Annotated in this window: 10 protein-coding genes; 6 read left to right on the top strand and 4 right to left on the bottom strand. The window is 71.9% G+C overall.

The window, feature by feature from the left end:
• Positions 1-9: 9 nt before the first annotated feature.
• On the bottom strand, positions 10-2,409 hold the full coding sequence (locus tag JQX11_RS04225; RefSeq protein ID WP_232377240.1) for an ATP-binding protein: 2,400 nt from the start codon (positions 2,407-2,409) through the stop codon (positions 10-12).
• A gap of 369 nt (positions 2,410-2,778) precedes the next feature.
• Here JQX11_RS04225 and JQX11_RS04220 point away from each other — a divergent pair, with 369 nt between their 5' ends.
• From JQX11_RS04220 to JQX11_RS04195, 6 genes are all read left to right on the top strand, one after another.
• Positions 2,779-4,071, top strand: coding sequence for a chymotrypsin family serine protease (locus JQX11_RS04220; protein ID WP_204923682.1), 1,293 nt, complete (start codon positions 2,779-2,781; stop codon positions 4,069-4,071).
• A gap of 498 nt (positions 4,072-4,569) precedes the next feature.
• Positions 4,570-5,874: an MFS transporter gene (locus JQX11_RS04215; RefSeq protein ID WP_204923681.1), complete on the top strand. Its 1,305-nt coding sequence runs from the start codon at positions 4,570-4,572 to the stop codon at positions 5,872-5,874.
• Complete coding sequence (locus JQX11_RS32935; RefSeq protein ID WP_204923680.1) at positions 5,871-7,688, top strand: prolyl oligopeptidase family serine peptidase; 1,818 nt, start codon at positions 5,871-5,873, stop codon at positions 7,686-7,688. Before JQX11_RS04215 ends, JQX11_RS32935 begins: the two co-directional genes overlap by 4 nt.
• A gap of 246 nt (positions 7,689-7,934) precedes the next feature.
• Positions 7,935-9,914, top strand: coding sequence for a RiPP maturation radical SAM C-methyltransferase (locus JQX11_RS04205; RefSeq protein ID WP_204923679.1), 1,980 nt, complete (start codon positions 7,935-7,937; stop codon positions 9,912-9,914).
• Between the two features lie 11 nt (positions 9,915-9,925).
• Positions 9,926-10,609: a DUF5825 family protein gene (locus JQX11_RS04200; RefSeq protein ID WP_204923678.1), complete on the top strand. Its 684-nt coding sequence runs from the start codon at positions 9,926-9,928 to the stop codon at positions 10,607-10,609.
• 466 nt (positions 10,610-11,075) lie between these two features.
• Positions 11,076-12,107, top strand: coding sequence for a glycoside hydrolase family 11 protein (locus tag JQX11_RS04195; RefSeq protein ID WP_204923677.1), 1,032 nt, complete (start codon positions 11,076-11,078; stop codon positions 12,105-12,107).
• Between the two features lie 84 nt (positions 12,108-12,191).
• On the opposite strand, the gene JQX11_RS04190 is transcribed toward JQX11_RS04195, so the two are convergent.
• The 3 genes from JQX11_RS04190 to JQX11_RS04180 form a co-directional block, all read right to left on the bottom strand.
• Positions 12,192-14,642: a ricin-type beta-trefoil lectin domain protein gene (locus JQX11_RS04190; protein WP_204923676.1), complete on the bottom strand. Its 2,451-nt coding sequence runs from the start codon at positions 14,640-14,642 to the stop codon at positions 12,192-12,194.
• Between the two features lie 326 nt (positions 14,643-14,968).
• Entirely contained in the window at positions 14,969-16,204 is a 1,236-nt protein-coding gene (locus JQX11_RS04185) for an RCC1 domain-containing protein (protein ID WP_204923675.1), read from the bottom strand.
• Positions 16,205-16,380: 176 nt separating this feature from the next.
• Positions 16,381-17,766, bottom strand: a complete 1,386-nt coding sequence (locus JQX11_RS04180) for a lectin (protein WP_204923674.1) — start codon at positions 17,764-17,766, stop codon at positions 16,381-16,383.
• Positions 17,767-18,070 lie beyond the last annotated feature (304 nt).

The following is an 18,070-nucleotide window of genomic DNA, read 5'->3' as shown; positions in this document are numbered from 1 at the left end:
GTCGGGTCGTCAGTCCCCGGCCGCGCTCCCGGTCATCGCCCGGGCCAGCCGCTCCCGGACCCGGGCGGCGTCCGGGTGACCGAGGTCGTCGAAGATGTCCAGCGCCCGCCGCCAGGTCCGCAGGGCACCGTGGACGTCCCCCGCCGCCTGCCGGGTCTCACCGAGCCGGGTCAGGGTGTCGGCCTCGTCGTACCGGTCACCGATGCGCCGGTACAGCGCCAGCGCCCGACCGTAGCAGCGGATCGCCCGCCGGTGCTGGCCCAGCCGGTCGTGGATGAAGCCCAGGCTGTCCCAGGTGTTCGCCTCGCCGTGCCGGTCGCCGGTCGGGCGCAGCAGCGTCAGCGCCTGGGAGCAGTGCTCCAGCGCCGGCCCGTACTGGCCGAGTTGGGCGTGCGCCCAGCCGACCCCGTTGCGGGCGCTGGCCTCCCCGGCCAGGTGTCCGGCGGCCCGGTAGAGCGCCAGCGCCCGCTGCCCGTGCTCCAGCGCCTCGGCGTACCGGCCGAGCCCGTCGAACATCGCCCCGAACGCCCGGTGGGTGCGCGCCTGCCCGGTGTGGTCGCCCAACGCGCCGAACAGGATCAGCGCCTCCCGGTAGTGCGCGACCGCCTCGTCCAGCCGACCCAAGCGGCAGAGCACCCGGGCCAGGTCACGGTGGGCGTTCGCCTGCCCCACCCGGTCCCCCGCCTGCTGCGCCCCGGCCAGGGCGGCCTGCTGGGCGGCGGCCAGGTCCAGCCAGTTCCCCCGGCGCTGGAGGAAATCCACCAGGGTCCAGGCCAGTTGCCAGGCATGGCCGTCGAACCCGGCACGCCTCGCGTGCGAGACCGCCGCCAACAGCACCGGATACTCGGTGGTGAACCAGGCCAGGGCCGGACCGTGGGCGGTCAGCTCCTCGGGCGTCACCCCGGGCGGGACGGCGGCCAGCGTCACCGGGTCCCGACCGGGTTGCAACAGCAGCGCCGCCGTGTGCGCGGTGTGCAGGTAGTGGTCGAGTCCACGCCGGACCGCCGACTGCCGCTCCTCGGCGGGGTCGAGGCTCTCGGCCAGCTCGCCCGCGTACGCCCGCAGCAGGTCGTGCGCGGTGAACCGGCCGGGCGCGTGTTCGGTGACCAGGTGGGCGTGGGCCAGTTCGGCCAGCAGCCGGGTCACCTGGCTGCGGGGCAGGCCGGCCAGGCTGGCCGCCGCGGCGATCCCGATGTCCGGCCCCGGGTGCGAGCCGAACAGCCGGAACAGTCGCGCCGCCGCCGGGGTCAGGTTCCGGTACGACCAGGAGAAGACCGACTGCACGTCCGTCCCGGTGTCCCCACCGTCGAAGGAGTCGAGCAGGCGCGGCGACTCGCGTAGCTCGTCGACGATGGTGGCCAGCGGGAACGTGGGGTGCGCCGCCCCGCGCGCGGCGAGCACGGCCAGCGCCAGCGGCAGCCGTACGCAGCGTTCGATCATCTCGTCGACCGCTTGCGGTTCGACGGTCAACCGGTCCGGGCCGAGCCGCCGGGCCAGCAGCTGCCACGCCTCGGCGGTGCTGAGCAGGTCGACGGCGATCTGCCGGGCCCCCTCGGCGGTGATCAGCCCGGCCAGCCGGTTGCGGCTGGTGACCAGGAACAGGCAGCCGGGACTGCCGGCCAGCAGCGGCCGTACCTGCTCGACGTCGCGGGCGTTGTCCAGCAGCACCAGCATCCGCCGGCCGGCGAGCAGGCTGCGGTAGAGCCCCACCTGGGCGGGCAGGTGGGTGGGGATCCGCTCGGGCGGCACCTCCAGGGCCTCCAGGAAGCCCCGTACCGCCTCGGCGGGTGTGACCACCGCGCCGGTGGCGTCGAATCCGCGCAGGTCGACGTAGAGCTGCCCGTCGGGGAAGCGGTCGGCGACCCGGTGGGCCCAGTACACCGCCAGGGTCGTCTTGCCGACACCGGCCGTACCCGACAGCGTCATCGTGGTGGTCGACTGGCCACCGCCGGGCGTGCCGTGGTCGGCGCAGCCCGCGTCGAGCTGGGCGAGCTGCGCGGCGCGCCCGACGAACCCGGGCAGCGCCGGGGGCAGTTGGCGGGGCACCGGTAGCCGGGCCGGCGCGCCCCCGGCCCGGCTACCGGTGCCCCGGGGGCGGACGACCGCGCGACCGGCCCGGCCGGTGGACGGGTGTTCCGGGCTGGCGAGCCGGCGACGCTCCTCGACCCGGTCCCGCGCGGTGGCCAGTGCCCCCTGCTCGGCGGGGCTGGCCCCGAGCAACCGGATCAGGGTGTCGAAACGCTCCGGCGGGGGCAGGATGTTCCCGGCGAAGTACTCCCCGATCACCCCCCGCGACCAGCCGGTCTTCGCCGCGAGCTGGCGGTAGGTCAGCGGGGTCTCGCCCTGTTGCCGGGCCTCCCGGCGGCGGAGCTGCCGCAGCAGGGCGGCCAGTTCCGCAACGGTGTTCATCCCGGTGTCCAGTGGGGACATCGGGGACGCCGAACGGACTGTCCCGGCCATCGGCTGCCGAGCGCCCGAAGGGACCCGTTGGTCGGTCATACGGCCTCCACCCCCCGGCCATCCGTCGCCCCGGATTGCCGACAGGGGGAGGGTATGACCGGCGGCACAGCGTCGGGTAGGCGACCGCCGATGTATGACAGTTCCATGTCGGTCCGGTTTCGCCTGCCGCTGCCGCCCGGCGTCCGTCCCCCTTCCGTCCGGCGCTGTCCGGGGGTGTCCGGTGGTGTCCAGGATGCACTGCCGGACACCACCGGCACCTGCCAATGTCCCCAGGGCGGGTCGAGGCCCGCACCAAGAAACCCTGGGGAAGGGGTACGTATGTCTCGTCCACAACCGACCGTGCTGCGGTCGACCGGGCTGCTGCGTCGGGCCGCCGCCGCGGCGTTCGGCGTCACCATGCTCGTCGCGGGGGTGGCCACCGCACCGGCCACCGCCGCGCCCGCTCCCGCCGCCGGGGGCAAGGCGACCGCCGCCGGCTCGTTCATCGACAGCACGCCGGTGCCGGGCGGCTTCGCCTCCTGGAAGGAGCTGCTCGAACTCCAGCAGCGGATGAACAACGCCGCCGCCCGGATCACGAAGATCGCGCAGCGCGACGCGAAGTCCGGTTTCGCCGGTGTGATCGCCGATCCCACCGCCCGGAAGCTGCAGGTCTTCTGGAAGGGCGAGGCACCGGCCGGCCTGGTGGCGACCAGCCGGGCCACCGTGCCGACCGAGGTGCTGCCCGCCGCGTACACCCGACGGGAGCTGGACGTCGCGGCGGCCAAGCTGCGCCGCTCGGCCGGTGACAAGATCACCACGGTCGGGCCGCGGGCCGACGGCGCCGGCCTGCTCGTCGGCACCCAGAGCGGCCTGCTCGGCGCGGCCAGCATGGCCGGCGTCCCGGTGACCGTGCAGACCGGGGTCTCCGCCTCCCCCGCCACCCGGTGGGACGACACCGCGCCGTGGTGGGGCGGTGGCGCGTGGCGCAACGCCACCACCGGTGGCGGCTGCTCGACCGGCTTCGGGGTCTTCCAGGGCGGGTCGGCGCGGATGCTCTCCGCCGCCCACTGCGGCAACATCAACAACGCCGCGACCGACCCGACCGGGCAGTCGATGGGCATCGTCGGCACCCGCAACGCCGGCACCGACACCCTGCTGCTGTCGGGCGCCTCGGGCGGTCGGGTCTTCAACAACAGCACCGACGCCAACGGCGCGGTGGTCAGCGAGTTCAGCAACCAGGTGATCGGCGCGCAGGCCAGCCAGGTCGGCAACTTCGTCTGCACCTCCGGGGCGTACTCCGGGACCCGGTGCTCGATCCAGGTCAAGGCCCGGAACCTGTGCATCAACGTGCGTGACTTCGGCACGGTCTGCGGCCAGGTCCAGGCGGAGAGCACCACCCGCACCAACGCGGTCGGCCAGGGCGACAGCGGCGGCCCGGTGGAGATCGTCAACCCGGCGAACACCCTCCAGGTCTGGGCCACCGGCACCAACACCGCCATCGACGACGGCGGCGCGGCGACCGCCTGCACCGGCTACCGGCCCACCGGCCGGGTCTGCGCGTGGCGGATGTACTACGAGGACATCATCTCCGGGATGGCCGGCGTCGGCGCCTCGGGTGTGATCCTCGGCTGACGGGTCCGGTCCCCGGTGAAACGGGGGCTGGCGGAGGAGGGTGGACCGGCGCGACCCCGTGCGCCGGTCCACCCGACGGCCGGGTCGGTACGCGTGCCTCGCGTACCGACCCGGCCGTTCGCCGTCGACAGGCCGGAGCGGGATTCACGGAATCGTCAACCGGCACGGCGGCATCATCTTGTGACATCGTCGTACGTCACTAATTCACGACAAATGCCGGCGGGGGTGAAAACAACCGACGCCATCCGCCGACCGCAGGCTCGACGGGTAGTGCAGATACTTTGACAGAGGCGCACAAGCTGCCCATCATCCGCACAACCGAATAACTGCCATAACTGGCCGTATTTGAATCCTTGCTTTCCGCACACGACATTGTTAGCCTCGTACGCACCCCACTCCCCATTGGGGGCCGAAATTGTCACCCGGATCACGCGAACTCGTACCGGAAGATCTCGCACACGGATTTGGGAAAAACATGGAAACTGTGCGGCCGATGCCATGACAGCCACTCCCACCGCAGCGGTGCAGCCGGGCGAGAGTTCCCACCGGGGCGGCGATTTCCACCGCTACTGGATCGCCGGGGCGATCGACCAGATCGGATCGCAGGCCACCGGCATCGTGCTCCCGCTGCTCACCCTGGCCGTGACCCGGTCACCGGCGGCGGCCGGGCTGGTGGGCGCGCTGGCCCTCACCGGTCGCCTCGTCGCCGCGCCGGTGGCGGGGGTGCTGGCCGACCGGCTGCCGCGCAAACGCATGATGGTCGTCTCGCTGCTGGTCGCGGCCGGCGCGATGACCGCGATCCTCGTCTCCGTCGCGGCCGGCGTGCCGACCCTCGGGCTGCTGGCCGCCGCCGCGTTCGTCGAGGGGGTCGCGCAGAGCGGTTACGAGGCCGCCGGTTCCGGCGCGATCCGGCGGCTGCTGCCCGCCGACGACCAGAAGGCGCTGGCCCGGCTGGAGGCCCGCAACAACGCCGCCCGGATCGTCGGCCCACTGCTCGGCGGCGCGCTCTACCAGCTCGCCCGCTGGCTGCCGTTCCTGGCGGACGTGGTGTCCTACCTGGTCGCGGCGGGTCTGGTGGCCACCATCCGCACCGACCTCACCCCCGAACGCAGGGAGCGCACCTCGTTCCGCACCGACCTGCGGGAGGGGTTGCGGTTCGTCTGGCGGCAGCCGTTCCTGCGGTTCGTGACGATCTGGGCGGCCGGCATCAACGTCACCTTCGGCGCGCTGGTCTACTACGCCATCCTGACGGCCGGCCGGCAGGGCGCACCCGCCGCGTCGATCGGCCTGATTCTCACCATCGCCAGCGTCGGCGGCCTCGCCGGCGCGCTGGCCGCCCCGATGGTCTTCAGCCGGGTCCGGCCGGTCACCGTCATCGTGTTCGCCTCGTGGGCCATGGTCGGGCTGGTCGTCGCGATGTCCCAGGCCCGGCAGACCTGGAGCTACGGCCTGCTGTTCGGGCTGGTCTTCCTGCTCAGCCCGCTGCTCGGGGTGATCTTCCAGTCCCGGGTGATCGCGTTGACTCCCGACGGGCTCCAGGGTCGGGTGGCCACCGTGATGGGCACCGTCGGCGAGGTGCTCCAGACGCCCGCACCGCTGCTGGCCGGGGTGCTGGTCGCCTGGTACAGCCCCGCCACGGTCGCCCTGGTGTTCGCCGCCGCGCTGGCGCTGCTGGCCACGTACACCACCCTCGTCGTGCGCCAGCTCCGCACCGGCTCCGGCGCGACGGCCGGCACCGACGGCAGCGCCGCCGCCGATGGCGAAGCCGGGGCCAGCTCCGACCCCGAGGAGGCCCACCGATGAGTCGCGGCCACCGGCTGTTCTACCCGGCGCTGCCGGTCGTCGCCGAACACGCGCCGCACCGGGCCGTCTACGTCGGCGACGCCGACGGCCGCTGCGAGATCCTGGCCTGGGACCGGGCCGCCGGCACCGCCCGGCAGGTGACCGACCGGCCGGCCGGCACGGTCCGGGCGGCGCTCGACCCGGCGGGGGCCACCATCTGGTGGTTCGACGACGATCTCGGCGGCGTGGGCACCTGGCGGACCTGCGATTTCGACCGGCCCGACCGGTCGGTCGAGGCGCTGCAGTCGGTGCTGCCCGGCCGGCACGCCGGCATCGCGATGGCCGCCGACGGCACCACCGCCGTCGGCCTCTCCGACGACGGCGGGATGACCATCTTCCTGCGTACCGGCGACGGTCGGGTCGACGAACGCGTCCACGTCGGCGGCTACGCCTACCTGGTCGACCTCGACCCGGCCGGGCGGCTGCTGGTGGTCGGCGGCGACGCCGCCACCGATCCGGCGGTCACGGTGTTCACCGTCGACGGCACCCGGGTGGCGGGCATCCCCGGTGGGCCGGACCGTCGGGTGTGGGCGCTCGGCTTCGCACCGGGCGTCGACCCGGCCCGGCTGCTGCTGGTGGTGGAGGACGAGGGGGGTTACCTCCCGGCCACGTGGACCGCCGCTGAGGGGGTGGTGCGGCACGAGTGGTGCCGCTTCGACACCGAGATCACCGCCGGCTGGTTCCCCGACGGGCAGCGGCTGCTCGTCCGGCAGGACCGGCACGCCCGTAGCCTGCTGCACGAGGTGGACCTCGCCGCCCGCACCCGGGCGGTGGTCGACACCCCGGCGGGCAGCGTCCTGGACGCCGCGGTCTGGCCCGACGGTGACGTCGCGTACGTGTGGACCGACTCGGTGACCCCGCCGCAACTGCGCTCCGTGCGGGGGGTGGAGCTGCCCGAACCCCCCGGCGGCCGGCCCGATCCGGGCGGACCGGACGCGGTCGCGGCACCGGCGGACTACCGCCGCGAGGAGATCCGGGTGCCCGGACCGGGCGGCGCGATCCCCGCCCTGGTGGCCCTCCCGGCCGACCGGGAGGGCCCCCGGCCGGCCGTCTTCCTGGTCCACGGCGGGCCGTTCCAGCACGCCCGCGACGCCTACGACCCGCTGGTCGAGATCCTGGTCAGCACCGGCTGCGCGGTGGTCCGGGTCAACTACCGGGGCTCCAGCGGGTACGGCGCGGCCTGGCGCAACGACTTCTCCGCCGGGGTCGGCCTCACCCAGTTGGAGGACCTCGCCGCGGTCCGCGCCCACCTGGTCGCCGAGGGGGTCGTCGAGGACCGGCGCACCGCCCTGTGGGGCACCTCGTGGGGTGGCTACCTGACCCTGCTCGCGCTCGGTCGGCAACCGGAACTGTGGCGGCTCGGGATCGCGATCAGCCCGGTCGCCGACTACGTCGCCGCGTTCGAGGCGGCCACCCCGGCGCTGCGGGCGCTGGACGTGCTGCTGTTCGGCGGCACCCCGGACGAGGTGCCGCAGCGCTACGCCCGCTCCTCGCCGGTCACCTACGTCGACCGGGTCCGGGCACCGGTGCTGCTGGCCGTCTCCACAGGTGACGTGCGCTGCCCGCCGGCGCCGGTGGAGCGCTACGCGCGGCTGCTGGCCGAGCGTCGCGTCCCGCACCAGGTGGTCCGGCGGCGGGCCGGACACGAGGACTTCGACGCGCAGAGCCACCTGGCTCTGATGCAGACCGTGCTGCTGTTCATGCAGCGGCACTTCGACGGCGTGCAGGACGAAGGCACCCCGGTCGCGCTCGCGATGGCGCGACCGGTGGGCTGACCCCGGCACGTGACCTGTCCCCGCGATACGGAGAGGAGGTGAACGACATGCGCAAGAACGTTGTCGAGAACGACCCGATCAACGGCAACCGCGACCAGCTTCGGGCCTCGAACGTCACGGTCACGGTCACGGTCAAGGTCAGCTTCTAGCGGCCGTACGGGGTGTGGGCCATCCGCCCAGGCAGGTGGCCCGCGCCCCGTATCCCCGTCATCCGGTGCCCGGACATCACGAGAAAGGAGAGTTCACGTGCGGGTTCTGCTGGTCAATACGCCCTGGACTTCCATAGACGTCCCCTCGTTGGCGGTTGGAATCCTCACCAACAGTGTCCGCCAGAAATTGCCGGATGCCGAGGTGGAGGCCGTCCACGCGAATCTCGACTTCGTCGACTGGGTGGTCGACCGGACGGAGTTCGGACTGAGCGACTATTACTACTACTCGTTGTTCACCTATTTCGCCGGCTGCGGCGACTGGGTCTTCTCCTCCGCGCTGTACGACGATCCGCAATGGCGGGTGAAAGAGTTCACCGACCGGGTCCGGACCCAGATGACGGAGCGGGAACTCGCGCTCAACCTGGAGCTGCACCGGTTGGCGCCGGAGTTCGTCGCCGAGCTGGCCGACCGGATCGTCGCCCGGGAACCCGACGTGGTCGGCTTCACCTCCACGTTCCAGCAGAACGCCGCCGCGCTCGCCACGGCCCGGGCGGTCAAGAAGCGGGCGCCCGGCATCCGTACGGTGATGGGCGGCGCGAACTGCGACGGCGAGCAGGGCGCCGCGATCCACCGCAACTTCGCGTTCGTCGACTACGTGGTCCGTGGCGAGGGCGAGGCGGTGTTCCCCCGGCTGCTCGCCGCGATCGGCGCGACCCTGCCGGCAGCCGACGCGACGCCGCCGGCGCTGTCCACGCCGCTGGCGGCCGGTGCGGTGCCGGCGGACGCGCTGACCGGCATCGAGGGCCTGTGCTGGGCCGACGCCGACGGTCGTTCGGTGGCGAACCCGATGAGCAGCAAGCCGCTGCCGCCGGCCGAGATCGTCGCCCCGGACTACGGGGGCTACTTCGAGCGGCTGGCCGCCTCCCGGGCCCGCAACTGGGTCGAGCCCCGGCTGGTCGTCGAGGGCGCGCGGGGCTGCTGGTGGGGCGAGAAGCACCACTGCACGTTCTGCGGCCTCAACGGTTCGTTCATGCAGTTCCGCAGCAAGCACCCGGGCCGGTTCTACGACGAGATCATCGAGCTGGTCGAGCGGCACCAGGTGCTGGACATGTTCGTCGTGGACAACATCCTCGACATGAGCTACGTGACCTCGCTGCTGCCCCGGCTCACCGAATCCGGCTACGACCTGCGCCTGCAGTACGAGATCAAGTCGAACATGAAGGGCCCGCAGGTGCAGGCGTTGGCCGACGCCGGCCTGGTCAGCGTGCAGCCCGGTATCGAGAGCCTGAGCAGCCGGGTGCTCAAGCTGATGGACAAGGGGGTCAGCGGCTGCCTCAACATCCGGATGCTGCGCGACGCCGAGACCAGCGGGATCACCATCGCCTGGAACTACCTGTACGGGTTCCCGGGCGAGACCGACGCCGACTATCTGCCGGTCATCGAGCAGATGCCGGCCCTGCACCACCTGTGCCCGGCCGACGGCAGCACCCGGATCGCCATCGAGCGGTTCAGCCCGTTCTTCGTCCGCCCCGAACTCGGCTTCACCGACCTGCGGCCGGCGGCGCAGTACCGGCTGATCTACGACCTGCCCGAGTCGGAGCTGATGGACCTGGCGTACCTGTTCGACGTCCCGCCGCAGGGCATCGACGGCGAGACGGCCGACCGGCTGGACCGGGCGGTCACGCAGTGGCAGCACGAGTACGCCCGCAGCCGGCTCACCCACCACGACCTCGGCGACGAGATCGTGCTGGTCAGCCGGCGCAAGCACTTCGACTGGCACGTGCTGCGGCTGACCGACCCGGTCGAGGTGGCCGTCTTCCGGCAGCTCGACCAGCCGCACGGCATCGCCGCGTTGAGCCGGCGGCTGTCGGTCGACGAGCCGGTCCTTACGGCGTTGCTGCGGCGCTGGCGCGATCTCGGCCTGGTCTACGAGGACGCGGGGCAGTTCATCCAGATCGCCCCCCAGGCGATGAACCAGGATCTGCTGCGCATCGACCACCTGCACCTGGAACGTGCAGCCGCGGAGACCAGGGCCGCCGCCGAGGCGGGCGAGCCGGCCGTGCTCACCGCGGTCTGAGGGGAGGAAACGTGTCCACCACCGACACCGGTCCGCGGCCCATCCTGGTCGGTCTCGCCCGGGACCACGATCCGGCCGTCCTGTCCATTCCCGGTATGACCATCGGTCCGGCCGAGCTGCGCGAGCCGGCCGCGGACGCGGTCGCCCGCTGGCGTGCCGAGGGGGTGCGCCGGGTCGACCTTCCCGACGCGGTGGACCTGACGGTCACCGGGGACGACGCGACGGCCGTCGACACGGTCCGCCGGCTGGTGCTGGTCCGGGAGCTGACCAGCCACGGCATCGCCGTGGACTGGCGGCTGCGGCTGCCCGGCGTCGAGGCCGACGAGTGGCTCCCGTACAGCCACCTGCGGGCACCGGTCGAGCTGCTCCCCGCGCCCGGCGGCGAGGGTGAACCGGTCGCGCAGCTCGACGCCTGGGCCAGGGGTTTCTACTTCGACAAGTGCACCTACCGTCGGGGTCCCGGGTTCGTCCAGGTGCGGGACCGCCGCTCCGGTCGGTTGAACCTGCTGACCATCGACGATCCGGCCTACCTGGCGGTGCTCGACCAGTTGTTGGACGGTGCCGCCGTCACGCAGGTCGACCTCGCCATCGCCCGGGACTTCGGCGCGGAGGGTCTGGTCACGAAGATCGGCGAGCTGCTGGTGTGGCTGCCGCACCGGCTGCGCCGCTGGCCCCTGCCGTCGATGGTGATCTGAGCGTCCGACGCCCCACCCGCCCGTCCACCGCCCGCACCCCCGGGCCGGTGGGCGGGCGGTCTCGCGTTCTGCCCGGCTGGTGGTTCCCGAAAGTTTCGGGTATACAGGGGAGGCGGCCCGTTCGCGGCCGAATTAACACATGCCCTTCGCGGGCCCATCTCGGTGACAGCCGACGTCAAACCGTCGAAATCCGCCTTGCGTCCGACCGCTGCTCAGGACGATGTTTCGGGAAGATTTCCGAAACTTGTTGACAGGTGGAGTACCGACACCCTACCGTCGCCATCGACGGCACTCGATGCTGTCGACACCACCCACCGCGACCCGTCCCCCCGGTTCTGCTGGACGACCGGCCCACCACCGCGTGGTGGCACACCGTATGACCGGCTGCCGCACCTGGCCACGGACAGTCCACCGGGTCGTACCGCGTCGCTGGCGTCCGCCAGCTGTCACGAGGAGGAACACGTACATGAGCGACACCTCGACCCGACCGCGAAGGAGCGGTCGCCTGCGGCTGCTGCTCAGCGCCGCGTGCGCCGCGGCGCTCGCCGTCACCGGCACGTTCATCGCCTCGCCCAACGCGTACGCGGAGAACGACCGGACCCTCACCTCCAACCTCACCGGCACGCACAACGGCTACTTCTTCTCGTTCTGGAAGGACAGCGGCAACGCCAGCATGACGCTGCGCGCCGACGGCCGCTACAGCAGCAGCTGGGACCGGAGCACCAACAACTGGGTCGGCGGCAAGGGCTGGGCCACCGGCAACCGGCGGACGGTCAGCTACTCGGGCAGCTACAACCCGGGTAACAACAACACCTACCTCGCCCTGTACGGCTGGACCCGCAACCCGCTCATCGAGTACTACGTGGTCGAGAACTTCGGCAGCTACAACCCGAGCAGCGGCGCCACCCGGATGGGCACGGTGACCACCGACGGCGGCACCTACGACATCCTGCGCAGCCTGCGGGTCAACGCCCCGTCGATCGACGGCAACCAGACGTTCTACCAGTACTGGAGCGTCCGGCAGCAGAAGCGCAGCAGCGGCACCATCACCACCGCCAACCACTTCGACGCCTGGGCACGCGCCGGCCTGAACCTCGGCACCAACCACAGCTACCAGATCATGGCGACCGAGGGTTACCAGAGCCAGGGCAGCTCCGACATCACCGTCCGCGAGGGTGGCAGCGGCAACCCGACCAGCGGGCCGACCGGCAACCCGACCACCCCGCCGGCCGGCGGCAACTGCACCGCGGTGCTCTCGGCCGCCGAGCAGTGGGGTGACCGGTTCAACCTGAACGTCGCGGTCAGCGGCACCAGCAACTGGGTGGTCAGTCTCGGGCTGAACGGCGGCCAGAGCATCCAGAACAGCTGGAACGCCTCGGTCAGCGGCACGAGCGGCACCGTCACCGCCAGGCCGAACGGCAACGGCAACAACTTCGGCATCACCATCATGGCGAACGGAAACTGGACCTGGCCCACGGTCAGCTGTCGAACGGCCTGACCCCGACCAGTTCCTGAGCGCACGCGACGGCGGGCGGTCCCGGTGACACCGGGACCGCCCGCTTGCTGCGTCAGGTGGGGCTGCTCAGCCGCGTATCCACTGCTGGTTGCTGCCGCCGTTGCAGGTCCAGAGCTGGACGGCGGACCCGTTGGCGGTGGCCCCGCCGTTGATGTCCAGGCACAGCCCCGAGGCGACCCCGACGATCGTGCCGTCGGCGTTGAGCCGCCACTGCTGGTTGGTGCCGCCGGTGCAGCTCCAGATCCGGGCCCGGGTCCCCGACGCGGCGCTCGCCACGTCCAGGCACTTGTTGCCGTAGACGGTGAGCTGGTTGGTCGAGGTGAGCGACCAGCGCTGGTTGGCGCCGCCGTTGCAGTCCCAGATCTGCACCACCGCGCCGTCGGTCTGGCTGGCCCCGTTGACGTCGAGGCACCGGTTCGAGCCCGCGCCCCGGATCTCACCGGTCGGGGTGCCCGGGGAGCCGACGGCGGTCACCGAGAGGTTGTCGAACTGGGCGGTGACGCCCTGGCCGGTGCCGTACCCGATCTGGCCGGCGACCCAGGTGGAGTCGGTGGCCGTGCCGACGGTGGTGCCGTCGATGGCGGCGGTCAGGGTGCTGCCGTTGAGCGTGAACGACAGGTTGTGCCACCGCCCGGTGCCCAGCGCCGAGGTGTTGCCGCTGGCCAGGGTGCGCCAGTTGCCGCTGGTGTTGTTGCTGCGGATCGACCAGGCCCCGCCGTCGGTGACCCGGAAGTAGTACCCGTTCATGTTCTGCGGGCCCTGGTGGTTGTAGGTGTTGCCGCGCCCGATGAGCTGCGCGTAGCCGGACTTCTCCAGCAGCACGTCGGAGGAGACCGTGTAGTTGCGCCAGGTCAGGTCGCCCAGCAGGGTGTACGGCTCGGCCTGGCCGGAGGTCCAGTAGATCGGCGCCTGCTCGGACATCTGCCGCACGCACTGCCCGCTGCGACCGGCGGCGCACCCGGCGATCTCGAACGAGCCCTGCTGGTCCATCAGGTACCGCGCCTCGCGGCCGGTGGCGTACGAATCGAAGGTGTCGGTGTACGGCAGCTTCAGGTTGCCCTGCGCCGGGCTGGCCGCCGTGCCCTTGCCCTGCCCGCTGGTGGTGGTGATGCTGTAGACGTAGCCGGGCTGGACGGTGAGCGAGAAGCGCCCGCCGCTCGGGGTGATGTCGCTGCCCCGCACGAAGTGGTCGGCGGTGTTGTTGGAGCGTACGTTCGTCGACCAGACCCGCACCGTGCCGGTGGACAGGCCGCCGGTGACGGTGAAGTCGAGGGTCTGCGCGCCACCGGCGTCCATCGTCTCGATGATGGTGCTGTAGTCGCTGTTGTTGGTGGACTTCAGCGAGACGTAGCTGCCGTTGTTACGGTTGCCGCCGATGTACCCGCTCGACGCGTCGAGGTAGCGCCAGCCCGGTGCGGTGAACTGGGTGGTCTGCGCCATCACCCAGGCGTTCTTGCCGATCGAGTAGGCGCCGGACCACGGCTGCTGGGCCACCGCCACGCCCGTGGTCGCCCACGGGATGTTCGGGGTGATGGCGGCGATGACCGGCCAGTTGATGTACGCGGTCATCTTACCGTCGAGGTAGCCCCGGTTGATGCCCCGGGCGAGCGCCTGCGCGCCCGCGTTGTAGTCGTCGGAGCCGTTCTCGCTGGCCCACAGCGACTTGCCGGTGGACACCGCGTTGTTGGAGCTGGGGCAGCTGGTCTGGGCGCTGCGGTAGCCACAGACGTAGTGGCTGCCGAAGACCTGCACGGCGTTGCCGAAGGCCGGGTCGCGCAGCGACTCGTCGGCCGCGCCCCAACCGAAGTCGTCCGAGGCGACGATCTTGACGTTGCTGTAGCCGCGGGCGTTGAGGGTCGAGCGCAGGTTCTTGTACCAGGTGGCGTTGTACCCCTTCTCGTTCCACCCGCCCAGGTAGTTGATGGTCAACCCGTGGGTGCCCGCGCAGTCCAGCCAGGCCACCAGGTAGTCGATCGAGTCGGTGGACCAGAAGTTGCCGTTGCCGATCCAGCCGGGCGCGCCCCAGGCCAGGCCGACCAGGGCGATGTTGGGGTTGCGGGCCCGGGCCTGCTCCATCATCCACCACTCGTAGCCCCGGTTGCAGTTGATGCTGCCCCGGGTGTGCTCGTGGCTGGGCTCGGCGCCGGAGGTGGAGTTGGTGTCGCCGCCGATCTCCACCTTCATCAGCTGCATCGCCGCGCCGTAGCCCGGCTTGAACAGGTAGTCCAGGATGTCGCTGCGCTGCGGCTCGGGGTAGTCGACGAGCAGCCGGCTGTTGCCGCCGCCACCGCTGACCGCGCCGATGCCGTCCAGCGCCCGGCCGCCGGACCCGCCGTTGATCGTGATCGCGGTCGCCGCCTGGGCGGGCGAGGCGAACCCGGTGAGCACGGCCGCCGCCGCGACCGTCGCCCCGAGCAACGATGCGGCCCACCGCCGGGGACGCCATCCGCTGTGCCATGGTCCGCGCGGTGCCCCGCCGCCACCCACACTCCATCGACGACTTGTTGAACTGAACATCTGACTCGCCTCCCCAGCCGGTCTCCGGCCCCGAAGCTCTCCGGCGCGGGACGGGACACTGCCCGTGACCCACGCGGCCCTGACATCGTTGATCATCGATGATCAGACGTCACATGTTAGGCACCGTAACGCGCGCCGGTCAACGTCGCCAGTGGAGTGAAACCGCCGATCAAGCCGCCTTTCGGCAACCACCACCGGCGGGGGACTTTTGTAATGATCAGACGAATGTGCCGGCGGAGCACCGCACCGGCAGGAGGCGGGCACACCGCCGACCCGGCCGTCGCCGGATCGGCGGCGGCGCGGGTCGGCGGCGTGGCGCGTCCGGGTCAGCCCGGCAGGACCAGCTGCGCCGGGGTCGAGCGGTGGGTGGTGGTGCCGTCACCCAACTGCCCGGACATGTTGTTGCCCCAGCACCACAGGCTCCCGTCGGTACGCACGCCGCAGCTGTGGTAGCTGACGGACAGGTTCTGCGTCCACGTGGTCAGGGTGCCGACGCGCAGCGGTGCGGACCGGTGGGTGGTGGTGCCGTCACCCAACTGTCCGAACCCGTTGTTGCCCCAGCACCACAGGCTCCCGTCGGTACGCAGCGCGCACGACGAGTCCACGCTGGCGTCCACCTTCGTCCAGGTGGTCGCGGTGCCGACCTGGATCGGGCTGGTCTGCACGCCGGTGCCGGCGCCGACCTGGCCGTACCCGTTCTCGCCCCAGCACCACAGCGTCCCGTCGGTACGGTTCGCGCAGGTGTGCGCGTGCCCGGCCGTCACGCCCGCCCACGAGGTCGCGGTGCCGACCTGCGCCGGGGTGGCCCGGTAGCCGAGGATGCCGACGCCGAGCTGCCCGTCGGTGCTGTCGCCCCAGCACCACAGGGTGCCACCGGTTCGCACGCCGCAGCTGTGCGCGTACCCGGTGGTGACGCTCGCCCAGGTGGTCTCCGTGCCCACCTGCACCGGGCTGGTCGCCCGGGAGGGGGACGTGCCGACGCCGAGCTGCGCGTTGCGGTTCAGGCCCCAGCACCACAGGGTGCCCGTGGTCTGGACGCCACAGGTGTGGTTGGCACCCGCGCTGACGCTGGCCCAGGTGGTGGCGGTGCCGACCTGCACCGGGGTGCTCCGGCTGGTGGTGGTGCCGTCACCGAGCTGCCCGCTGTAGTTGCCGCCCCAGCACCACAGCGTGCCGTCGGTGCGGATCGCGCAGGTGTTGCTGGTGCCGGCGTCGACCTTCGACCAGGTGGTGGCGGTGCCGACCTGCACCGGGGTGGTGCGGTTGGTGGTGGTGCCGTCACCGAGCTTGCCGCCGAAGTTGTCCCCCCAGCACCAGAGCGTCCCGTCGGTGCGGATCGCGCAGGAGTGCAGGTCACCGGTGGCGACCTGGGAGACCGTGGCGGCGGCGAGGGCGGCGTTGGACGCGCCCCGCTCCGCGACGGCCGTACCCGCGACCGCCGCACCGGCCGAGAAGCCCACCGCGAGCGCGGCGACCCCGAGCGAGACCGCTGCCGCGGCGCCGGCGGTGCGGGCCGCCCGTCGCCAGCGGGCCCACAGCCGACTGTCCTGTTGTCCGATCATGTTCTGTTCTCTCCCCAGACGAACGTCGATTTCTGCACGGCGGAGGCAGCGTCGCCCCGGCGGGTCACCTCGACCCACCTCGTACAGCAGTGAGCCTATGCATTGAATCGCATCAATGCGAGGTCCCGCCGGGGCGACCTGGTACTACCGTTGTCCGTAGCTGACGTCCGAACGGCTCAGGTCCGGCTCCACCGTTGGCCTGCGCTGCCGTTGCAGTCCCAGATCTGGGTACGCGTGCCGTTGGCCGTACCACTGCCGACCACGTCCAGGCAGCGGCCCGAGCCGACGGCGGTGATCGTGCCGTCGGCGTTGAACCGCCACCGCTGGTTGGCCTGGCCGTTGCAGTCCCAGATGATCACCGAGCTGCCGTTGGCGGTCGCCGCGCCGTTGACGTCCAGGCACTTGCCGCCGAAGACCCGCAGCTCCTGGGCGGCCGTCGAGGTCCAGCTCTGGTTGGTCTGCCCGTGGCAGTCCCAGATGATCGCCGCCGAGCCGTTGGTCTGCGCGCCGCCGTTGACGTCCAAGCAGCGCCCGGAGGACGAGTTGCGCAGCGCGCCCGTGCCGCCCGGCGGCGGGGTGGTCGGGGGCGGGGTGGTCGGGTTGCCGGTCGGCGTCACCGTCGGGGTCGGCGTCGGAGTGGTGCCGCCGAACTGGGTGAAGAACCGCCACACCTCACCCTTGGTCCAGGTCCGCACGCCACTGTCGCCACCACCGTCGACCGGGCCCGGGGTGTGCCCGCCGTCGAACGCGGCCCACACGACCGGGTAGCCGGAGCGGCAGCCGGAGTAGGTGGTGGTGATGTGGGTCAGGCTGCCGGCGCGCGGCTCGGGCGGGCTCTGCGCCGTACACCCGTTGTTGCGCACGAAGGTGTCCCGCAGGGACCGGCCGGCCGAGACGTTGAGCACCGGGTCCCCGATGCCGTGGATGCCCATGTAGGCGATCGGCTGACCGCCGCCGCTGCACCCGCTGAGCTGTCCGCCGGAGTAGACCGCGACGGCCCGGAAGACGTTCGCCCGGGAGCAGGCCAGCGAGTAGCTCATCCCGCCGCCGTAGCTGAAGCCCAGCGCGAACAGCTGCGTCGTGTCGACGCACAGGTCGTTCTCGATCAGCCGGACCATGTCGTCGACGAAGGTGACGTCCTGGCCGCCGGGGTTGGCCCAGCCGTTGCCGTTGCCCTGGGGAGCCACGAAGATCGTGCTGTTGTTCGCCTGCTGGCGCAGCCCGTAGTAGGACCAGGCGGCCCCGTCCGACCCACCCCCGTCGACGTCGTTGGCGGTGCCGCCGTTCCAGTGGAAGCCGAAGATCAGCCGGTACTGGTGGTTGCGGTCGTAGTTGTCGGGGATCCGGAGGATGAAGCTGCGGTTCTGGCCGCTGCTCTGGATGGACCGCTGGCCGCTGGTCAACGTGGGTGCCTTGCCGCACCCGGCGGTCGCGGCGGCCGCCGAGACACCGGCCGCCGCGGCGGTGGTGCCCGGGCCGCCGGCGAGGGCCGTCGCACCCACGGTCACGACGAGGGCCGCCGCCGCCGCGAGGGAACCAAGGATGGGTCTGCGCCTTGTCATGAGGGGGCTCCTGCCACTCGTCATGGACTGGTTCGGGGGTACGGGGTCCACGCCGATCCCGACGTGTCGCGCCCGACGCGCTCCCGCTGACCGCACCCGCCAAGGACGGAACACCAGGAGACGCACGATGCGCCCACGACGCCGGCCGGCTCGTCGCCGCGGCTGCCAGCCGATGGTCCCGCTGCCCGGCGGGACCGACTGGTCGTCGAACCGATCGGTGGTCCATGTCGCGCCCGGACGCCACCGGCCGAGGCCCGGAGCAGTGACACCGGACGTCGAATCGATTCGGCAAGACCCTAGGTCG

Origin of the sequence: Micromonospora humida, from assembly GCF_016901255.1 — a bacterium.
GTDB classification, from domain to species: Bacteria; Actinomycetota; Actinomycetes; order Mycobacteriales; family Micromonosporaceae; genus Micromonospora; species Micromonospora wenchangensis.
This window is presented reverse-complemented; position numbering and strand designations above follow the sequence as displayed.

Coding starts and splice junctions, on each gene's coding strand:
- JQX11_RS04195 (WP_204923677.1), top strand. CDS start 11,076: ATGAGCGACACCTCGACCCGACCGCGAAGGAGCGGTCGCCTGCGGCTG.
- JQX11_RS04185 (WP_204923675.1), bottom strand. CDS start 16,204: ATGATCGGACAACAGGACAGTCGGCTGTGGGCCCGCTGGCGACGGGCG.
- JQX11_RS04220 (WP_204923682.1), top strand. CDS start 2,779: ATGTCTCGTCCACAACCGACCGTGCTGCGGTCGACCGGGCTGCTGCGT.
- JQX11_RS04225 (WP_232377240.1), bottom strand. CDS start 2,409: ATGAACACCGTTGCGGAACTGGCCGCCCTGCTGCGGCAGCTCCGCCGC.
- JQX11_RS04215 (WP_204923681.1), top strand. CDS start 4,570: ATGACAGCCACTCCCACCGCAGCGGTGCAGCCGGGCGAGAGTTCCCAC.
- JQX11_RS04190 (WP_204923676.1), bottom strand. CDS start 14,642: ATGTTCAGTTCAACAAGTCGTCGATGGAGTGTGGGTGGCGGCGGGGCA.
- JQX11_RS04180 (WP_204923674.1), bottom strand. CDS start 17,766: ATGACAAGGCGCAGACCCATCCTTGGTTCCCTCGCGGCGGCGGCGGCC.
- JQX11_RS32935 (WP_204923680.1), top strand. CDS start 5,871: ATGAGTCGCGGCCACCGGCTGTTCTACCCGGCGCTGCCGGTCGTCGCC.